Genomic DNA, 15,330 nt, shown 5'->3' with positions numbered 1-15,330 from the left:
GTAGTTGGCTGACGACAGCAAGACGAATCGTTGGCCATTATCGCTTTGCTATAATGAAAACAATATGAACTTATTGACAGATTATCCAAAAGATAGTCGGGCAATCGTGCCTGGCTATTTTTTGTTATAATATTTCTTGAAAATATTAATGAAATTTGTTGATTTAACCAGTAATCGTCAAGGTTAGGCCAAAAGTTAACCAAAAAGTTAGCCAAAAACTAAGCCAAAATATTGAAAACGTTGATATGAAGGGGGTTATTGACCCAAATGCCAGAATTACCTGAAGTTGAAACTGTCCGCCGCGGGCTGACCGCCCTGGTACAGGGGGCAAAAATTAACAGTGTGGCTGTTCCTTATCCAAAAGCAATCGTTTCTGATTTAACCGATTTTCAGACGGATTTAGCTGGGGCAACCATCGATCAAATTGACCGGCGGGGCAAGTTTTTGCTTTTCCGACTTTCAAATCAAAAGACCCTGGTTTCCCACCTACGGATGGAGGGCCAGTACTCGGTTGAGCCTGTGGGGGCGACCCCGCATAAGCACACGGAGGTTATCTTTACTTTAGATGACGACCGCGATTTAATGTACAACGATACCCGCCGCTTCGGTCGGATGCAGCTGGTGCCAACTGGTAAAGAATACCAAGAGGTTTCTGGTTTAGCGAAAATGGGGCCGGAACCCACCGAAGCTGATTTGGACATCACCTATTTGACCTCAATTTTAGCCAAGTCCCACCGGAAAATTAAGCCATTTTTGCTTGATCAGTCTAACGTAGCTGGCCTTGGTAATATCTATACGGATGAGGTGCTTTGGCAGACCAAGGTCCACCCGGAGACCTTAACGGACCATTTATCGGCGGAAGAGGTGGCCAACCTGCGCCAAAACATTATTCAAGAGATTAACCGGGCAACGGTCCATCACGGGACCACCGTCCATTCCTTCTCCAATGTTTTTGGTGAGGTCGGCCAATTCCAAAACGAACTCGATGTCTATGGTCGGGCAGGTGAGCCTTGCCGGCGCTGTGGCACAACCCTGGTCAAAATCAAAGTCGCCCAACGCGGAACCACCTACTGTCCAAACTGCCAGGTACAAAAGTAAGTGAGACCTCGGCTTGTCTGGTGGCTGTAATTAGACCATGAAAAATCAGCGCTATTAACCGCTATTTCATTTTATTTATCTTTAAAAACCCAGCAGAAGGTAATTGTGCCTTTTCGCGAAAGGAACTCATGACAGAAATCACACCAATCTCGCGCAACCGTGTTAAACTGACCGCGAGAAAACATCTACAAAAAAATTTTGTTGCTGCCATCAAGGCTAACTGGATTGTCATTTTATTTAATCTTTTTCAAACCGCTTTGGTACTGACAACGACCTATCTAGTGTTATTGAACTATCACCAAACGGGTCAGCTGGTATACTTCAACCAACGAAGTGCTTACTTTAGCCAAACGGTTGCCAGTACGATTGCTCTGGTCTTCTCTTGGTCTGCCAAGTGGGCCATTGTGGATCAATTTCAGGAACCAAAGGCTAAGGTCACATGGCGCCAAAGCATTCAGGCTTTTCGCTTTGGGCGGTTCTTTGCGACCTTTATGCTGGCTTTCGTACAAAACATCCTGCTCTTCTTATGGTCGGCACTGGTGATTCCAGGCTTCGTTAAGGCCTTTTCCTACTCACAGACTTACTATGCCTTTAAGATGGATAGCCTGTTTGGTCGCCAGCAGAAATCCTTGACCGACTATATTTCGATTTCTCGGCGGGTAATGTCTGGACGAAAAATGGAACTTTTCCAACTTGAACTTTCCTTTTTGGGCTGGCACCTACTAGGATTTTTGACCTTTGGCTTAGCCTATATCTACGTGACGCCATACTTGAATACGGCGCGAGTTGTCTACTCAAGCCAAGTCTTTGCACAAGCTTTGCAGAAGGGGGCAGCATGAAAATCATCGGTTTGACAGGGAGTATTGCTACTGGAAAATCAGCGGTCACCAAGATTGTGGCAGCTGCCGGTTACCGGGTAATTGATGCCGACCTGGTTGCCCGCGAGGTAGTGGAACCGGGGACCTTTACTCTTGAAAAAATCAAGGATGTTTTTGGTTTAGATATTGTTGAAAACGGAGTCTTGAACCGGAAGAAGCTTGGGCAAATGGTCTTTCAAGACCCAGCTAAATTAAAGGAACTCACAGCGATAACGAGTCCAGCAATTTACTCAGCGATTGAGGACAAGCTCAACTTTTTTAAAAACCGTGGTGAAAAGGTGATTTTTATCGCCATTCCACTCCTTTTTGAACAAAAGTACGATGAATCTGGCTGGCTCGACCAAATTTTGGTGGTCGCTACGAACCCGCGGATCGAACTTGACCGATTAATGGCCCGTGATCACTTAGACGAATATGCGGCTCAAAGCCGAATTAAGGCCCAAATTTCAATCGAAAAGAAGGCCGAGATGGCAGACGTCGTCTTTGATAACAATGGCAGTGAAGAAGAACTAAAGCAGCAAGTGGAAAAGTATTTAGCTGATTTAAAGAAGGAAGAATAATGGCTGTTTCCAAGCAGACAATTGAATTTCAGGCGAAAGAGCCGGCCTATTTGAGCTTGCAGGCGCCGATCAGCCTTGCTGATTTGGACCGGGTTTTTAGCTTGTACTTGCCATTTTTGGGTGCTAAGGCTTATGCGCTTTACCATTTCATGGTTCAAGAGAGCCAGGCTGGTACGACAAAATGGGCCGATCACTATTTGCTGCTTGATACGCTAACCCTTTCATTGCCCGACCTTGTCCATGCCCGCAAGGCGCTGGAGGCGGTAGGGTTGTTGAAAACCTTCTACCAGGAAGCTGGTGGCTTTGTTGGCTATACATATCAAATTCAGCCCCCAATGACGGCACAAGACTTCTTTAACGAAGACCTGCTGTCTGGCTTACTCTTTTACTTTGCCGGTGAGGACCGTTTTCAGGTTTTGGCTGACCGCTTTGCGGGTCAACCGGCCGGTCAAGTCACTGGTGCCAACGTTGTCAACCTCTCGGCTAGCTTCTTGGAATTCTTTGATAATCCGGTTGCTGGCCGTCAGCCAAGTGTCGAATTGGCAGGGCCAGGGTCGCTGGACGATTTGGACTTTAGCAAGCAACCTTTTGACTATGATGCAATGGTCGCCCTTATCCATGGCACAACGGTTGCTAATTTAGCGCCTGACCGGCAATTGATTATGACCCAGCAAGTCCTTTACGGGCTGAACGAGGCCGAGTTAGCAACGGCCATTACACGCAGCATTAACCTTGATGACCACCGTTTAAACCGCCCCGCCTTTATGGCCTACTTGCAAAATCAGTGGGGAAACAATGCTGAAAAGACCAAGTTGGCCAACCGGGGGAGCCAAGGCGAAAGGCCTGTTACTAGTCAGGGGCAGAGCAACCAAGCTACTGACCCAGCTAGCCAACAGACTAACGGAGGCCAGGGTCAGTCTGCTCAGGCGTCAAACAGTCAGAGTCATCCTAAACAAGGAACGTCAAAACAATCAAGGGCCCTGCAATCGCTTTATCAGGCCGCTGACCTCTTGAGCCCAATTGACTTTCTACGGCAAATTAAAGAAAATAATCATGGTTACGTGACAAAGTCCGAGAGCCAGTTACTAACCAATCTGGTCCAACAAAATATTTTGCCGGTGCCGGTGATTAATATCCTGATTTACCAGGTTTTGGTGAATATGGATAATTCCGATTTGAAGCGAAACTTGGTCGATTCGATTGCCAATGATTGGGCGAAAAATCAGGTCGATACCGCACCGAAGGCAGTCGCTGCGATTAAGAACCACCAAAATCAGCAGAAGGCCCGCACGAGCACGAATCAAAGTCGCTACCAGGGCCGCTATAATCGATCCGGTCAAAAGGTTGAACCAAAGATGGCTCAAAATGATCAGTTGACCAACCAGGCCAGTCAGGGTGATGATGCAGCCGCCATGATGGCGTTGTTGAAGGACCGCAAAACTAAGAATTGAGGTTTGTAATGAAAGATTTAGGGTCAGCCTTAAAAGATTTTCAAAAAAAATACCCCCAAGTTTCCAATGCCCGTTTGGCGCAAACCCTGGAAGTAATCAAGAACGATCAAGACGTTCAAGATTTCTGGCAGGCACATCAAAAAGAGCTGAGGCCTGATGCCTTTGCGGTATCGATGATGGATTTGTTTGAATTTGTTAACCAAAAGCATCAGAGCAAAAATCCGGATAGTGGGCTTTTCCCCGGCTACCATCCCGTTCTGACGATTGAAAAGGGTTACCCACATGTGACCTACCAGGCCAGCCAGAAAACCCAGGAATCTTTGATGCAAAAAAAGATGCTGAAGATGTTTTCGGTGCCAAAGGACGTGCGCCAGGCTGATTTGAAACAATTAGTTGCAGAAGTCGGCCAACATCCTGGCCGCCAGGCTGCTGTTTCTGCTGCCGTGCGACTTTTTGATGCCTTGGTTTCCAAGGATGAAGGCCACCAGGACGACTTTGTTCAGGGCCTTTACCTGTATGGTGACTTTGGTGTCGGCAAGACCTACCTAATGGGGGCTTTGGCCAATGCCTTGTCTGCTAACGGGATTTCGGTCATGATGGTCCACTGGACATCGATGATTGAGGACTTGAAGGCCGGCTTTAACAAAAATGGCGCTGATCAAAAAACAGACGATATTATTTTGCAGGCCAAGCAGGCCGAAGTCCTGATTTTAGACGATATGGGGACGGATAACTTGACTGCTTGGGCGAGAGATTCTATTTTGTCGGTTATCTTGGAATACCGAATGCAAAATCAGTTGACCACTTGCTTTACTTCTAATTTTGATTTAACCTCATTAGAGGAGTATTTGAGTCAAACGAGAGAGGCAAAAGAGCCGGGCAAGGCTGCCCGGTTAATGCAGCGAATCCTTTTCTTGGCTCAACCAGTAGCGGTGGCCGGCGAAAATCTGCGCTTGCGTCGTTAAAAAATTTCTGTTGGGGGCTGGACAGTTACTGTGACAGCCCTTTTCTTTTGTAAGTTTTCACTTTGCCCTTTTTCAGGAGGGCAAGAGGGGATGTTGATCATGAAAAAACAGCTTGGCCGCTTGGCCATTATTGCCGTTGTGACCATCCTGGCCTTTTTCTTGGCTCGCTTTGATAGCTTTTTGTACCCCGCCCCTGTTGGCCAGGTAACGGCCGTCAAGCAGACCAGCCAAGAATCCACGACGGACGAATTTGGCAACCAGGACGGTCAGTATACTCAGAACCTGACGGTCAAACTACTCAACCGGTCTGGCCAAACGGTTAAGATTCAAAATCAGGTGATGGCCTCACAGACGATGACGACTAATTACGATGTTGGTGACCAAATTCTCCTGAAGGAATATTCTGGCTCTTATCAGATTGATACCATCAAGCGCGATTCGACGCTCTTGGCGTTGGTGGCCTTATTGGTAACGGCGACAATCATTTATGTTCGCTTTAAAAAGACCAGTTTCTTATTGCTATCGGTTCTGTTAAACGCTGCCGTCTTTGTGGTAGCACTCCTTGTTGACGTTCATGTTAAGAGTTTGCCCGTTGTTTTCTGGTTCTCTTTGGTGGCAGTGGCTTTGGCGGCACTTTCTCTTTACCTTGTTTTGGGACGGAGTCAGCAAGCCCACATTACGCTGGCGGCAACAGTCATCACAACTGCCTTGGCGGTTTTCGTCATGTGGTTTGTCTTACTGGTCACGGGTGGTATTGGTGTCCACTTTGAAACCATGTCCTTTGTGACCCAGGTTCCAGCCCCAATTTTCTATGCGCAAACTATTATTGGGGTTTTGGGGGCGGTGATGGATGAGTCGGCTGATATTGTTGCTGGCCTCTTTGGTCTTCACCGGGAATCACCTCATCGACCTTTTAAGGATTATTGGCAGGCGGGATTGTCAGTTGGCCGTGAAATCTTGGGCACTTTGACCAACGTTTTGTTTATGATTTTCATTGCCGAAACGATTCCAATGGTGATTTTGATGCTGCGTAATGGCAATAACTGGTCGTATATTTTGGACCAGGTCATGAATCTTGGTATCTTGCAGACAGTTGTTTCTGCTCTTGGAATTGTTTGGGCAGTGCCCGTCACAGCCGGCCTGACGGCCTGGAAGTTACGTCATCAAGAAGAGGAGGCGGCAAAATGAATTCGATTTGTGTGCTGATTATTATCCTTCTTCTTTCGTTAATGATTGTTGGTGGTCAGCAGGGGCTGAAAACGTTCTTGGGACTAGTTTTGAACTTTTTCCTGATTTTTACGTTGATTATCCTAGTTAATTGGGGCTTTAATCCTTATATCGTGACGGCCATTATTTCCTTGATGATCCTCTCGGTCGCTATCTACCTTTCGGCCGGTCGGGCGAAAGTGATGGCAATTGCTTGGCAAAGCTCCTTGGTGGTCACCACCGTTGTTGGCTGCTTGTCTTTTTTGACCCAACACTTTGCCCAGGTTCAAGGCTACACTCTTGAAAATTCGGATGAATTAGAGGGCTTGTCGCTCAATATCGGCATCAATTTTAGTCACTTGGTCGTGATTGTGATGGTGATTTCGGCTTTGGGAGCGATTGCCGAAGCTTCGATGGCGATTACTGCTGATTTATTCGAGGTAATTGACCGTTCGCCTGATATTACCAAGGAGTCTTTAAGTGAACATGCGGAAACAATTGGGAGCCAAATTCTAGGGACAGCGGTTAACACGCTCTTCTTCGGGATGTTAGGGGCTAATATTCCGCTTCTGATTTGGTACCTGCGCCTGCACTACACGTTGGCGGAATTTATCAATGCCAAGCTCTTGGTGATGGAAGTGGCCACGATGCTGTTGGGCATGATTGGTATTTTGCTATCGATTTGGCTGTCGACTTACATGGTCGAGCGCCGTTACCAAAAGGAAGGACGGAACTTGTTAGATGAATCAGACGTTTAATTTGATTGAAGAAATCACCCGCAATGATGGCACAATTTACTACGAGCTGGGCAATATTTCCGAAAACTCTCGAGCAGAGTATGCTGCTGAGCATGGGATGATTAAAGAAGTGCGGATTTTGAAGATGAATATTCCGCGGTCTTCTCACGTGGAAAAGGTAGAGGACTTCATTAACCATCACTATGATTTTTTGCCATTGGAAGCTGACCACTTTGACGAGTGGGTCAAGCCGGATGATATCCAGGCGGAGATGAAGCAGATCCTTTTAGACAATAAGTTAGGTTAAATCAGCTTGTGCAATAACTTTCATAAAGGTATTGTAATTTAGACCAATTTTCTTTATAATTATAAGCGTTGTTCAAACGCTTTTTGGTGGCATAGCCAAGTGGTAAGGCATGGGTCTGCAACACCCTGATCGCCGGTTCGACTCCGGTTGCCACCTTGAAAGTAAAGTCCCTGACGGGTTATCCTGTCGGGGACTTTTTTTATTTATTTTGAACTGCGTTATTTTATCTTGATTTCGTATGATTACTTGTGGTCGATTGGCGCACACAAGTAATTACTTTTCTGATTTTAAAATAGATAGTTGGCAGTAACACGTATATTTATACGTGTTATAATGTTATTTGAAGAAACGAGGAAGCATGGTAGAGTACAACTTCAAAAAGTTGTCCAAAATGGCTAATAATAAGGGATTTAAAGTTGTCCGTATTAAAGGTAGTCATTATCAGTTCTTGAAGGACGAAACAGGAGAATTGGTTACGATACCTAACCACGGTAAACAGGCAATTGCTAAAGGCACAGCCCAGCGAATACTGAAAGCATTGGGCTATTAGGTTGATTTTGCACGTTAAAATTGAAAAGGTGAGCGATATGAAATATATTTATTATGCAACTCTATATCAAGACGGTGACAGCATTGGTGTTAAGTTCTACGATTTTCCAAATGTGAATACTTTTGGCGATGGTGAAATTGAAGCGTCCGAAATGGCCAAGGATGCATTAGAAGGGTATCTGCTTGCTGCTGAAGACAACCAGATTGAATTGCCTGAAAGAACGAACGCTGCTGATATTCAAACAAAAAAAGGTGATTCCTTGCTTGCTGTTGTGGTTGATACCTCCCTTGTAAGGGAGCGAGAAGACAATAAATTGGTCAAGAAAACGCTGACCATTCCGTCTTACTTAGATAGGGCTGCTCGGGAGAATGGCCTTAACTTTTCGCAAGAGCTGTCTGATAGGTTAAAGAAAAAGTTGAAACTGAATTGAGTAGGAGATAATTGCTAGTGAGTCAAAGTATCCGTTGAAAGTTGTTTTCTGAGTGTACATTAAAATTTGGTAGATGAACTTTTTTAAGTTTTTCTGATTTTTCAGGCGTTAAGTTGTGTTAGCAAACAAAAAAGAAGGCTGTTAAGCCTTCAAATTGCTGCCTCTCATAGGCACAAAATATATTTTTTCCGTTAATTGGATTGCAGTCAAATTTTGTTTAATAGGTGGTCAGACCACAGCCATCAATACAACGGCAAATTTCTCACAGTATCGCCCAGTTTAATGGTCTGACGACTAACGTCTTCAAACGGGAGAATATTGTCGTCATCAACATTTAAAATCAGTGCTTCTTTGCTAGTTAATGGGTAGTTAACATGTGCAGTTGATGGCACGGCGAAATGACGCTTATATAGAATTGAGTAGTTTTCGTCGATTTTTATGGTGTCAGTGTTTCAATTAGTGATTCACAGCGGCCTAAGAATTTGTCATCATTATAGGGATCGGTGACCTCGCCTAACAGCTTATAGACGCCTAGCTTTTGTCCGCAGTAGATGCCGTCTTTTTTACCAACGTTCACAATCACTTCATACTCATTTAAAATTCTGATAACCTTACCGCTATTTGAATGATTTGACTCTAATAACATGGGCCTTCTCCTAATACCTAAGTTAATCAGCTTTTAGCGTGGTTCCGGCTCTGCACGTAATGCTTCCACATTCAATTATTCAAACTACACATTTGTTTTTACTTCAACTAAAATACCAAAGCATGTGTTGATGTATTGACAAATTCTTCGCTACATTTGTAAGATACAAAATCTGCAATTAGCCTTTTATACGGTTGTACAAAAGGCTATTAATTGTATAGAATGTCATCTTCGATGAGCGATATACTTTATTCTATCAAAAATGAGATAAAAACTAACAAAAAGTAATAAAATTTCATTTAAAAATTGATGAAGCAAGTCTTAGTTTGTTTATAGTTCTGGAATATTGACTGAATCCCAATGATTCGATTTTAATTTTTCGGCCATTTAGCCATAAAACTGATTCCGATAGGATTGACGAATGGTGGCGCTTTTTAATCAAAAATATTTATTTTTGATTATCCAACACTTCGCTTCGATTGTCCTTGCATTTTTTCTGATTGTGTTATAATTGACACAATCATTCGAGCGAATGATGGAATAGGAGATACAAAATCATGGGCATGCGTGTTGATAATTATGTTTCACCAGAAGAAAAAAAACAGGTAGATGAGAAGCGGATTAAGATGCTGAAGATCTTTTCTAAGGTCGCAACCGTGATGAACATCTTGATGTACGTTTCATACTTTCCACAGATTGTTTCTAACTTTAGCGGAAATCCAGTTAACTGGCTCCAACCGGCTGTTGCAATGGTCAACGCTACACTATGGACTGGTTATGGTTGGTTGAAGACTTATAAGGATTGGCCAATTATCATTTCCAACGTTCCTGGAATTTTCTTTGGAGCGATTACTTTCATCACAGTATTTATTCATTAAAAAACAAAAGTCGCCATTGGCGTCTTTTTTTATGGTTAAAAAATGAGAAATCAGTGCTTCGATGACGGGCATGGATGAAAAATCCATGTCAAAAGAATGTTGGGCTGGTTGACTTCTGATTTTGGTGGCGAACGTGACAAAATTGTTGCAAAGGTGGTGCTGACAGGCTTGCTGGCGTGGTCGATATTTCATTTCGTTCTTGAAAATGGTAAAATATTGCTTATCAAAAAGAGGGGATACACTCATGTCATTGGCTTTAGAAGACCCGGTTTCAGCACTGTCCGGTGTCGGGGAAAAGAGACAAGCTGCGCTACGCGACTTGGGTATTTTTACAATTGAAGACTTGTTGACTTATTATCCCTTCCGCTACGAGGACTTGGGCGCAAGGCGGCCATCGGAAACGCTTGATGGGGAAAAGGTAACGTTTAAAGGGATTGTTTCCACACCCGCCGTGGTTCGGCGCTTTGGCAAGCGGTCGCAGACGGTTTTAGGATTGTTGATTGATCGTGAAAATATCCGGGTAACCTTCTTTAACCAGCCCTGGGTTGCTAAAAACATCGAGGTCGGCCAGGAGGTCGCCGTTTATGGTACCTATAATGCAGCCAAGGCGGCCCTATCCGCTATCAAATTAGTTCCAGCCACGACCGATGCCCTTGATCCAATTTATCCGGCTTCCAAGGGCGTTAAGGCCAAGACGATTGCTGATTTGGTCGAGCAAGCCTGGGGGCAACTGCGTGGACAGATGCCCAACCTGGTGCCACAACACTTGCGTGATAAGTACCACCTCCTTGATAAAAATCAGCAAATCGAGTGGGCTCATTTTCCAAAGGACTCAGCGGAAGCCAAGGCCGGTCGGCGGTCGGCGGCCTTCGAAGAGTTCTTTATCTTTCAAATGCGCCTACAATTGATCAAACAGGCGGACCAGTCCTTTGGTGGTCAGCCACTTAATTATGACAAAAAGGCGGTTGCCACATTGATTGACCGCCTTCCTTATGACTTAACCGCTGCCCAAAAACGAGTGGTTGGCGAAATCTTGGCCGACCAACACGATGCACGGCATATGAACCGCTTACTACAAGGAGATGTTGGTTCCGGAAAGACGGTGGTGGCAGCCATCGCTATGTATGCAACGGTGACCGCCGGCTGTCAGGCGGCCTTAATGGCACCAACCGAAATCCTGGCGCAACAACACGCTAAGAGCCTGGCAAAGCTCTTTGATCAGGCCGGGATTGATCTACGGGTGGAACTGTTGACTTCCGGATTGAAGGCTGCGCAGCGCCGCCAAATCTTAACTGATTTAACCAATGGTGACATTGACATTGTTGTCGGCACCCATGCCTTGGTGCAAGACGACGTTTACTTCCATCATCTTGGCCTAGCGGTCATTGATGAGCAGCACCGCTTTGGTGTGAAGCAGCGGTCAAAGCTGCGCGAGGGGGGGATGAACCCTGATATCCTGGCCATGACGGCAACGCCAATTCCAAGAACCTTGTCCATCACAGCCTATGGCGAAATGGAAGTTTCCGTGATTGACGAATTACCAGCAGGACGGAAGCAGATCATTACGAGCCAGCTTTCTCAAAGACAGTTTGACCAAGCGCTTGCTTTAATGAAGGCAGAATTGGCCAAAGGAGCGCAGGCGTATGTCGTGACTCCCTTGATTGAAGAATCCGAGACGCTGGACGTCCGGAATGTTACCGAAGTCTACCAGACCTTGCAGGCAGCCTTGCCAGACTATACGGTTGGCCTCCTACACGGGCGCTTGAAAAAGGACGATAAGGATACCTTGATGCAAGGCTTCAAGGACAACCAGGTCCAAGTTTTGGTTGCGACGACCGTCGTTGAAGTTGGGGTCGATGTGCCGAATGCTTCCATTATGTTAATATTAGATGCCGACCGTTTTGGCCTGGCTCAGCTCCATCAATTGCGGGGCCGGGTTGGCCGAGGCGACCGCCAGTCTTATACGGTTTTGGTGGCCGACCCTAAGACCGACTATGGTAAGGAACGACTCAAGGCCTTGGTTGATACGACCGATGGCTTTGAATTAGCCCAACGCGACTTGGAATTACGGGGCGCAGGTGATATCTTAGGAACGAAGCAGTCGGGAATGCCTGAATTTCAGGTGGGTGATCCGGTTAAGGATTTGACGATGCTGACCATTGCCCAGCAGGAGGCCTTGAGTCTCGTGCGTGAGTCAGATTGGGACAACCAGGTGGAAAATCAGCCCCTAGTAACTTACTTATCCAAAACCATGGCGCAATTCCGCCATTTTGATTAATGAATGTAAAAAAGCGATAATTTTAGGAGAAAAATTGTGATTAAGATTGCCATTGATGCGATGGGTGGGGACTTTGCCCCAGATGAAATTGTCAAGGGAGTTGAAATGGCCCGTGACCGTTACGCAGGCTTGGAATTCCAATTGTTTGGAACCGAAGCTAAGGTCCGCCCATTGATTCAAAATAATGACCGAATTACATTGATTCCAACGACAGAAGAAATCGAGATGGGTGAAGAACCTGTCAAGGCAATGAAAAATAAGCCAGACTCTTCTTTGGTGCGCGCTGCAACAGCCGTGAAGGAAGGGACAGCGGATGCTTTGTTCTCTGCCGGCAATACTGGTGCCATCCTTTCTTCTGCCATCTTTATTGTTGGCCGGATTAAGGGTGTCGACCGTCCAGCCTTGGCTTCTGCGATTCCATCATTTGGTGGCCCTAACGATTCATTTGTTTTCATGGACTTGGGAGCAAATGCCGAAAATAAGCCAGCGCACCTTTACCAATATGGGATTTTGGGTAGCTTCTATGCTCAATCTGTTATGGGCATTCAAAACCCCCGTGTTCGTCTATTAAATAATGGGGGCGAAGAAGACAAGGGGGATGAAACCCACAAGGCAGCCCACCAGTTGATGAAGCAGGCAACCGCCTTTAATTTCCTAGGCAATGTTGAGGCCCGTGAAATCTTGGAAGGCACTGCCGACGTTGTCGTTGCCGATGGTTTCTCTGGTAATGCCGCATTGAAGGCTATGGAAGGAACGGCTTTGACGATGATGGATCAGTTGAAGGATTCGATCAAATCAGCTGGATTCCGTGGCATGTTAGGTGCCCTCTTGATGAAGCCAGCATTACGCTCTTTGAAGCATAAGATGGACTTTAACGAACAGGGTGGTGCTGTGGTCTTGGGTGTGAAGGCACCTGTCGTTAAGACGCACGGTTCTGCCAAGGCCAATGCTGTTGCCAACACGATGGGCCAGATTCAAACGATGGTTCAGGAAAACTTGGTCGAAAAGACAACGGCCTTTATTAAAGAAAATGCCGACGCTTTGAAGGCAAAGAAAATTGAAAAATAAAAATCAGCCTGACGGTCGTGAATGATATTGCTCACGAGCCGTTAATCGCTGAAGGAGTAACAAATGGCGTTTACAAAAGAACAGATTTATGACCGGTTAGCAAAGGAAGCCGCACAACGGTTTTCATTAAAGGCTGAGAAGGTTAGCCCCGATCTGAACTTTGCTAAGGATACATCGGCTGATTCAATTGATGTGGTTGAATTGGTTTTAGAAGTTGAAGATGAGTATAATATGGAAATTCCAGACGAAGAGTTGGATTCCTTAACGACGCTGCAAAAGGTCGTTGATTACGTCTATGTTCACCAGGCATAATCGTCGGCGAGTTAGCCCAGGGGTGAAAACGCCACGGACGACATCCACGCATAAAAAATCAGCATCACCCACTCGTGGCGAAGTTGGACGTGGCTTTGAATCGGCTGAACTCAGGCAAGCCGATTTACAGGCCTTTGTTGAAAAAGTTTCTTTAGATTTCTTTGGGCGCCCTTTTACGCATCAAGCAATCTATAATAACCGCTTGCAAACAACGGGTGGTCGCTACCACCTAGCTGACCATCATATTGATTTCAATCCGAAGATGGCCCATCGGGCTGATTTTATCGGTATTGTCAAGCACGAACTAACCCATTATCACCTCCATCTGGCGCACCGAGGCTATCAGCATAAAGATGCCGATTTTAAGAAACTCTTGCAGCAAGTCGGTGGATTGCGCTATGCACCGGCTCTAGAGCCAAGAAAGCAGCAGAGCGTGAAATGGCATTATCGTTGCCAAAACGGCCACGATTTTTATCGAAAACGACGAGTGGACACGAAAAAATATCGCTGTGGTCAGTGTCGAACACAATTGACCTTGGTTGAGTAAATGCGGTAGTTCTTGAAAAATTTCTTGGCCAAGCAAACCATTATTTTTTATGAATTAAAGGAAAGGAATCATGACTTTATTTAAAGTTGGCTGGAGTTTTCTAATTTTACTAGCCTACCCAATTGTATTTTTATGGGCAGCCAACCATGGCTGGCCAACCTGGTTAACCCTTGTTGCCGCTTTCTTCTTAATGCTTGTCGGTAGCTTCGGTTTCATGGGCATTGCCTATTGGCGTTATCGTCAACAAGAATTGCTTGACACGCACCAAGATGAAAATGTCTTGTAATTTAAATGCAAATGAAAAGGCCGTGTAAGCGTTTGCACAAACGGCCTTTTTTTGCTATGATTGAACTTTAGAAGAGGCTTTATATAAGGAGTTATGGCGATGGCAGAGCAAAAGAAAAATGCAACAATTTATGATGTCGCCGAAAAGGTCGGAGTTTCACTGGCCACTGTTTCCCGAGTTGTTAATGGCAATGATAATGTGCGCCAGTCAACCAGAGACAAAGTATTGAAGGCAATTGACGAGCTAGGCTACCAGCCCAATGCGGTAGCCCGGGGCTTAGCCTCCAAGAAGACTACCACCATTGGCGTGGTCATGCCTGATGTGACGAATATTTTCTATTCTGAATTGACTCGCGGCGTTGATGACATCGCTCAAATGTATCAATACGATGCTTTGCTAACCAATACCGATGATGAACAGGATCGGGCAGTGACAGCTATCAAAAACCTGCTGACGAAGCAGGTGGATGGTATCATTTATATGGGGACTAAGCTCTCGGAGCCAGTGATGGCCATGATTCAATCTGCCGGCGTTCCGATTGTTTTGGCCGGATCGGTGGCCGAGAATGAAGCTTTGCCATCCGTCAATATCGATTATGTGACTGCTTTTGAAACGGTCACTACTAAGTTGCTCGCCCGCGGTCACCAACGAATCGCTTTGGTTCTTGGTTCAAGAGACCGAGCAATTGATCAGGATTTTCGTTTAGTTGGTTACCAACGTGCTTTGCAAGAAGCGGGCATCGATTACGATGACCAGCTAGTCTTTGCAAAAGCACGGACCTATGAGGCTGGCCAACTACAGGCTGCTGATTTAATGGCCCAGGATGTGACGGCCGTTGTTGCTTACGATGATGAAATTGCCGTTTCCATCTTGAACTATTATCAGGACCATGGGTACAAGGTACCGGAAGACTTGGAAATTGTGACATCAAACAACACGAATTTTTCGATTGTTTCCCGACCAGAGCTTTCATCAATTAACCAGCCTAAGTACGATATTGGGGCCGTTGCCATGCGGATGTTGACGAAGCTGATGAATGGTGAAAAATTGACGGAAACACAAATTAAGTTGCCATACACTTTGATTAGTCGCGGATCGACAAGAACTGAATAATTAAACCAGGAAATCCATTC

18 protein-coding genes and 1 tRNA gene are annotated in these 15,330 nt (G+C 45.5%); 18 read left to right on the top strand and 1 reads right to left on the bottom strand.

Annotated elements, in window-relative coordinates; translation table 11 throughout:
• The first annotated feature begins 267 nt into the window (after positions 1-267).
• The 11 genes from mutM to AOQ32_RS03440 all read left to right on the top strand — a co-directional run bounded on the left by mutM (position 268) and on the right by AOQ32_RS03440 (position 8,182).
• Positions 268-1,098: a DNA-formamidopyrimidine glycosylase gene (gene mutM / locus AOQ32_RS03490; protein ID WP_059393607.1), complete on the top strand. Its 831-nt coding sequence runs from the start codon at positions 268-270 to the stop codon at positions 1,096-1,098.
• Between the two features lie 128 nt (positions 1,099-1,226).
• On the top strand, positions 1,227-1,937 hold the full coding sequence (locus AOQ32_RS03485) for a DUF975 family protein (protein ID WP_059393606.1): 711 nt from the start codon (positions 1,227-1,229) through the stop codon (positions 1,935-1,937).
• A complete protein-coding gene (gene coaE / locus AOQ32_RS03480; protein WP_059393605.1) occupies positions 1,934-2,536 on the top strand; it encodes a dephospho-CoA kinase in 603 nt (200 codons plus the stop codon). Before AOQ32_RS03485 ends, coaE begins: the two co-directional genes overlap by 4 nt.
• Complete coding sequence (locus tag AOQ32_RS03475; protein WP_059393604.1) at positions 2,536-3,987, top strand: DnaD domain protein; 1,452 nt, start codon at positions 2,536-2,538, stop codon at positions 3,985-3,987. The genes coaE and AOQ32_RS03475 overlap by 1 nt, the downstream gene beginning before the upstream one ends.
• Positions 3,988-3,995: 8 nt before the next feature.
• Positions 3,996-4,952 (top strand): primosomal protein DnaI, encoded by a 957-nt coding sequence (dnaI, locus tag AOQ32_RS03470; RefSeq protein ID WP_059393603.1) that lies wholly within the window; start codon positions 3,996-3,998, stop codon positions 4,950-4,952.
• A 99-nt stretch (positions 4,953-5,051) separates the two neighbouring features.
• Entirely contained in the window at positions 5,052-6,140 is a 1,089-nt protein-coding gene (locus AOQ32_RS03465; RefSeq protein ID WP_059393696.1) for a YibE/F family protein, read from the top strand.
• Entirely contained in the window at positions 6,137-6,916 is a 780-nt protein-coding gene (locus AOQ32_RS03460; RefSeq protein WP_059393602.1) for a YibE/F family protein, read from the top strand. The genes AOQ32_RS03465 and AOQ32_RS03460 overlap by 4 nt, the downstream gene beginning before the upstream one ends.
• A complete protein-coding gene (locus AOQ32_RS03455) occupies positions 6,900-7,202 on the top strand; it encodes a hypothetical protein (protein WP_047975318.1) in 303 nt (100 codons plus the stop codon). The genes AOQ32_RS03460 and AOQ32_RS03455 overlap by 17 nt, the downstream gene beginning before the upstream one ends.
• Positions 7,203-7,287: 85 nt before the next feature.
• Positions 7,288-7,358, top strand: a tRNA-Cys gene (locus AOQ32_RS03450).
• A gap of 202 nt (positions 7,359-7,560) precedes the next feature.
• A complete protein-coding gene (locus tag AOQ32_RS03445) occupies positions 7,561-7,752 on the top strand; it encodes a type II toxin-antitoxin system HicA family toxin (RefSeq protein ID WP_059393601.1) in 192 nt (63 codons plus the stop codon).
• A 37-nt stretch (positions 7,753-7,789) separates the two neighbouring features.
• Positions 7,790-8,182: a type II toxin-antitoxin system HicB family antitoxin gene (locus AOQ32_RS03440; protein WP_059393600.1), complete on the top strand. Its 393-nt coding sequence runs from the start codon at positions 7,790-7,792 to the stop codon at positions 8,180-8,182.
• 436 nt (positions 8,183-8,618) lie between these two features.
• Here the strand turns inward: AOQ32_RS03440 and AOQ32_RS03435 are convergent, their stop codons facing one another.
• Complete coding sequence (locus AOQ32_RS03435) at positions 8,619-8,828, bottom strand: hypothetical protein (protein WP_059393599.1); 210 nt, start codon at positions 8,826-8,828, stop codon at positions 8,619-8,621.
• Positions 8,829-9,391: 563 nt separating this feature from the next.
• Here AOQ32_RS03435 and AOQ32_RS03430 point away from each other — a divergent pair.
• From AOQ32_RS03430 to AOQ32_RS03400, 7 genes are all read left to right on the top strand, one after another.
• Complete coding sequence (locus tag AOQ32_RS03430) at positions 9,392-9,706, top strand: SemiSWEET family transporter (RefSeq protein ID WP_059393695.1); 315 nt, start codon at positions 9,392-9,394, stop codon at positions 9,704-9,706.
• A 244-nt stretch (positions 9,707-9,950) separates the two neighbouring features.
• A complete protein-coding gene (gene recG / locus AOQ32_RS03425) occupies positions 9,951-11,984 on the top strand; it encodes an ATP-dependent DNA helicase RecG (protein ID WP_059393598.1) in 2,034 nt (677 codons plus the stop codon).
• A gap of 39 nt (positions 11,985-12,023) precedes the next feature.
• Positions 12,024-13,052 (top strand): phosphate acyltransferase PlsX, encoded by a 1,029-nt coding sequence (plsX, locus tag AOQ32_RS03420; RefSeq protein WP_059393694.1) that lies wholly within the window; start codon positions 12,024-12,026, stop codon positions 13,050-13,052.
• Between the two features lie 63 nt (positions 13,053-13,115).
• Entirely contained in the window at positions 13,116-13,364 is a 249-nt protein-coding gene (gene acpP / locus AOQ32_RS03415) for an acyl carrier protein (RefSeq protein WP_047975315.1), read from the top strand.
• Positions 13,365-13,386: 22 nt separating this feature from the next.
• A complete protein-coding gene (locus AOQ32_RS03410) occupies positions 13,387-13,911 on the top strand; it encodes a SprT family protein (RefSeq protein ID WP_242976715.1) in 525 nt (174 codons plus the stop codon).
• Positions 13,912-13,981: 70 nt separating this feature from the next.
• Positions 13,982-14,197 (top strand): hypothetical protein, encoded by a 216-nt coding sequence (locus AOQ32_RS03405; protein WP_047975314.1) that lies wholly within the window; start codon positions 13,982-13,984, stop codon positions 14,195-14,197.
• Between the two features lie 99 nt (positions 14,198-14,296).
• Complete coding sequence (locus AOQ32_RS03400; protein ID WP_059393597.1) at positions 14,297-15,310, top strand: substrate-binding domain-containing protein; 1,014 nt, start codon at positions 14,297-14,299, stop codon at positions 15,308-15,310.
• Positions 15,311-15,330 lie beyond the last annotated feature (20 nt).

The sequence above is a fragment of the Fructobacillus tropaeoli genome (assembly GCF_001047135.2).
GTDB lineage: Bacteria > Bacillota > Bacilli > Lactobacillales > Lactobacillaceae > Fructobacillus > Fructobacillus tropaeoli.
This window is presented reverse-complemented; position numbering and strand designations above follow the sequence as displayed.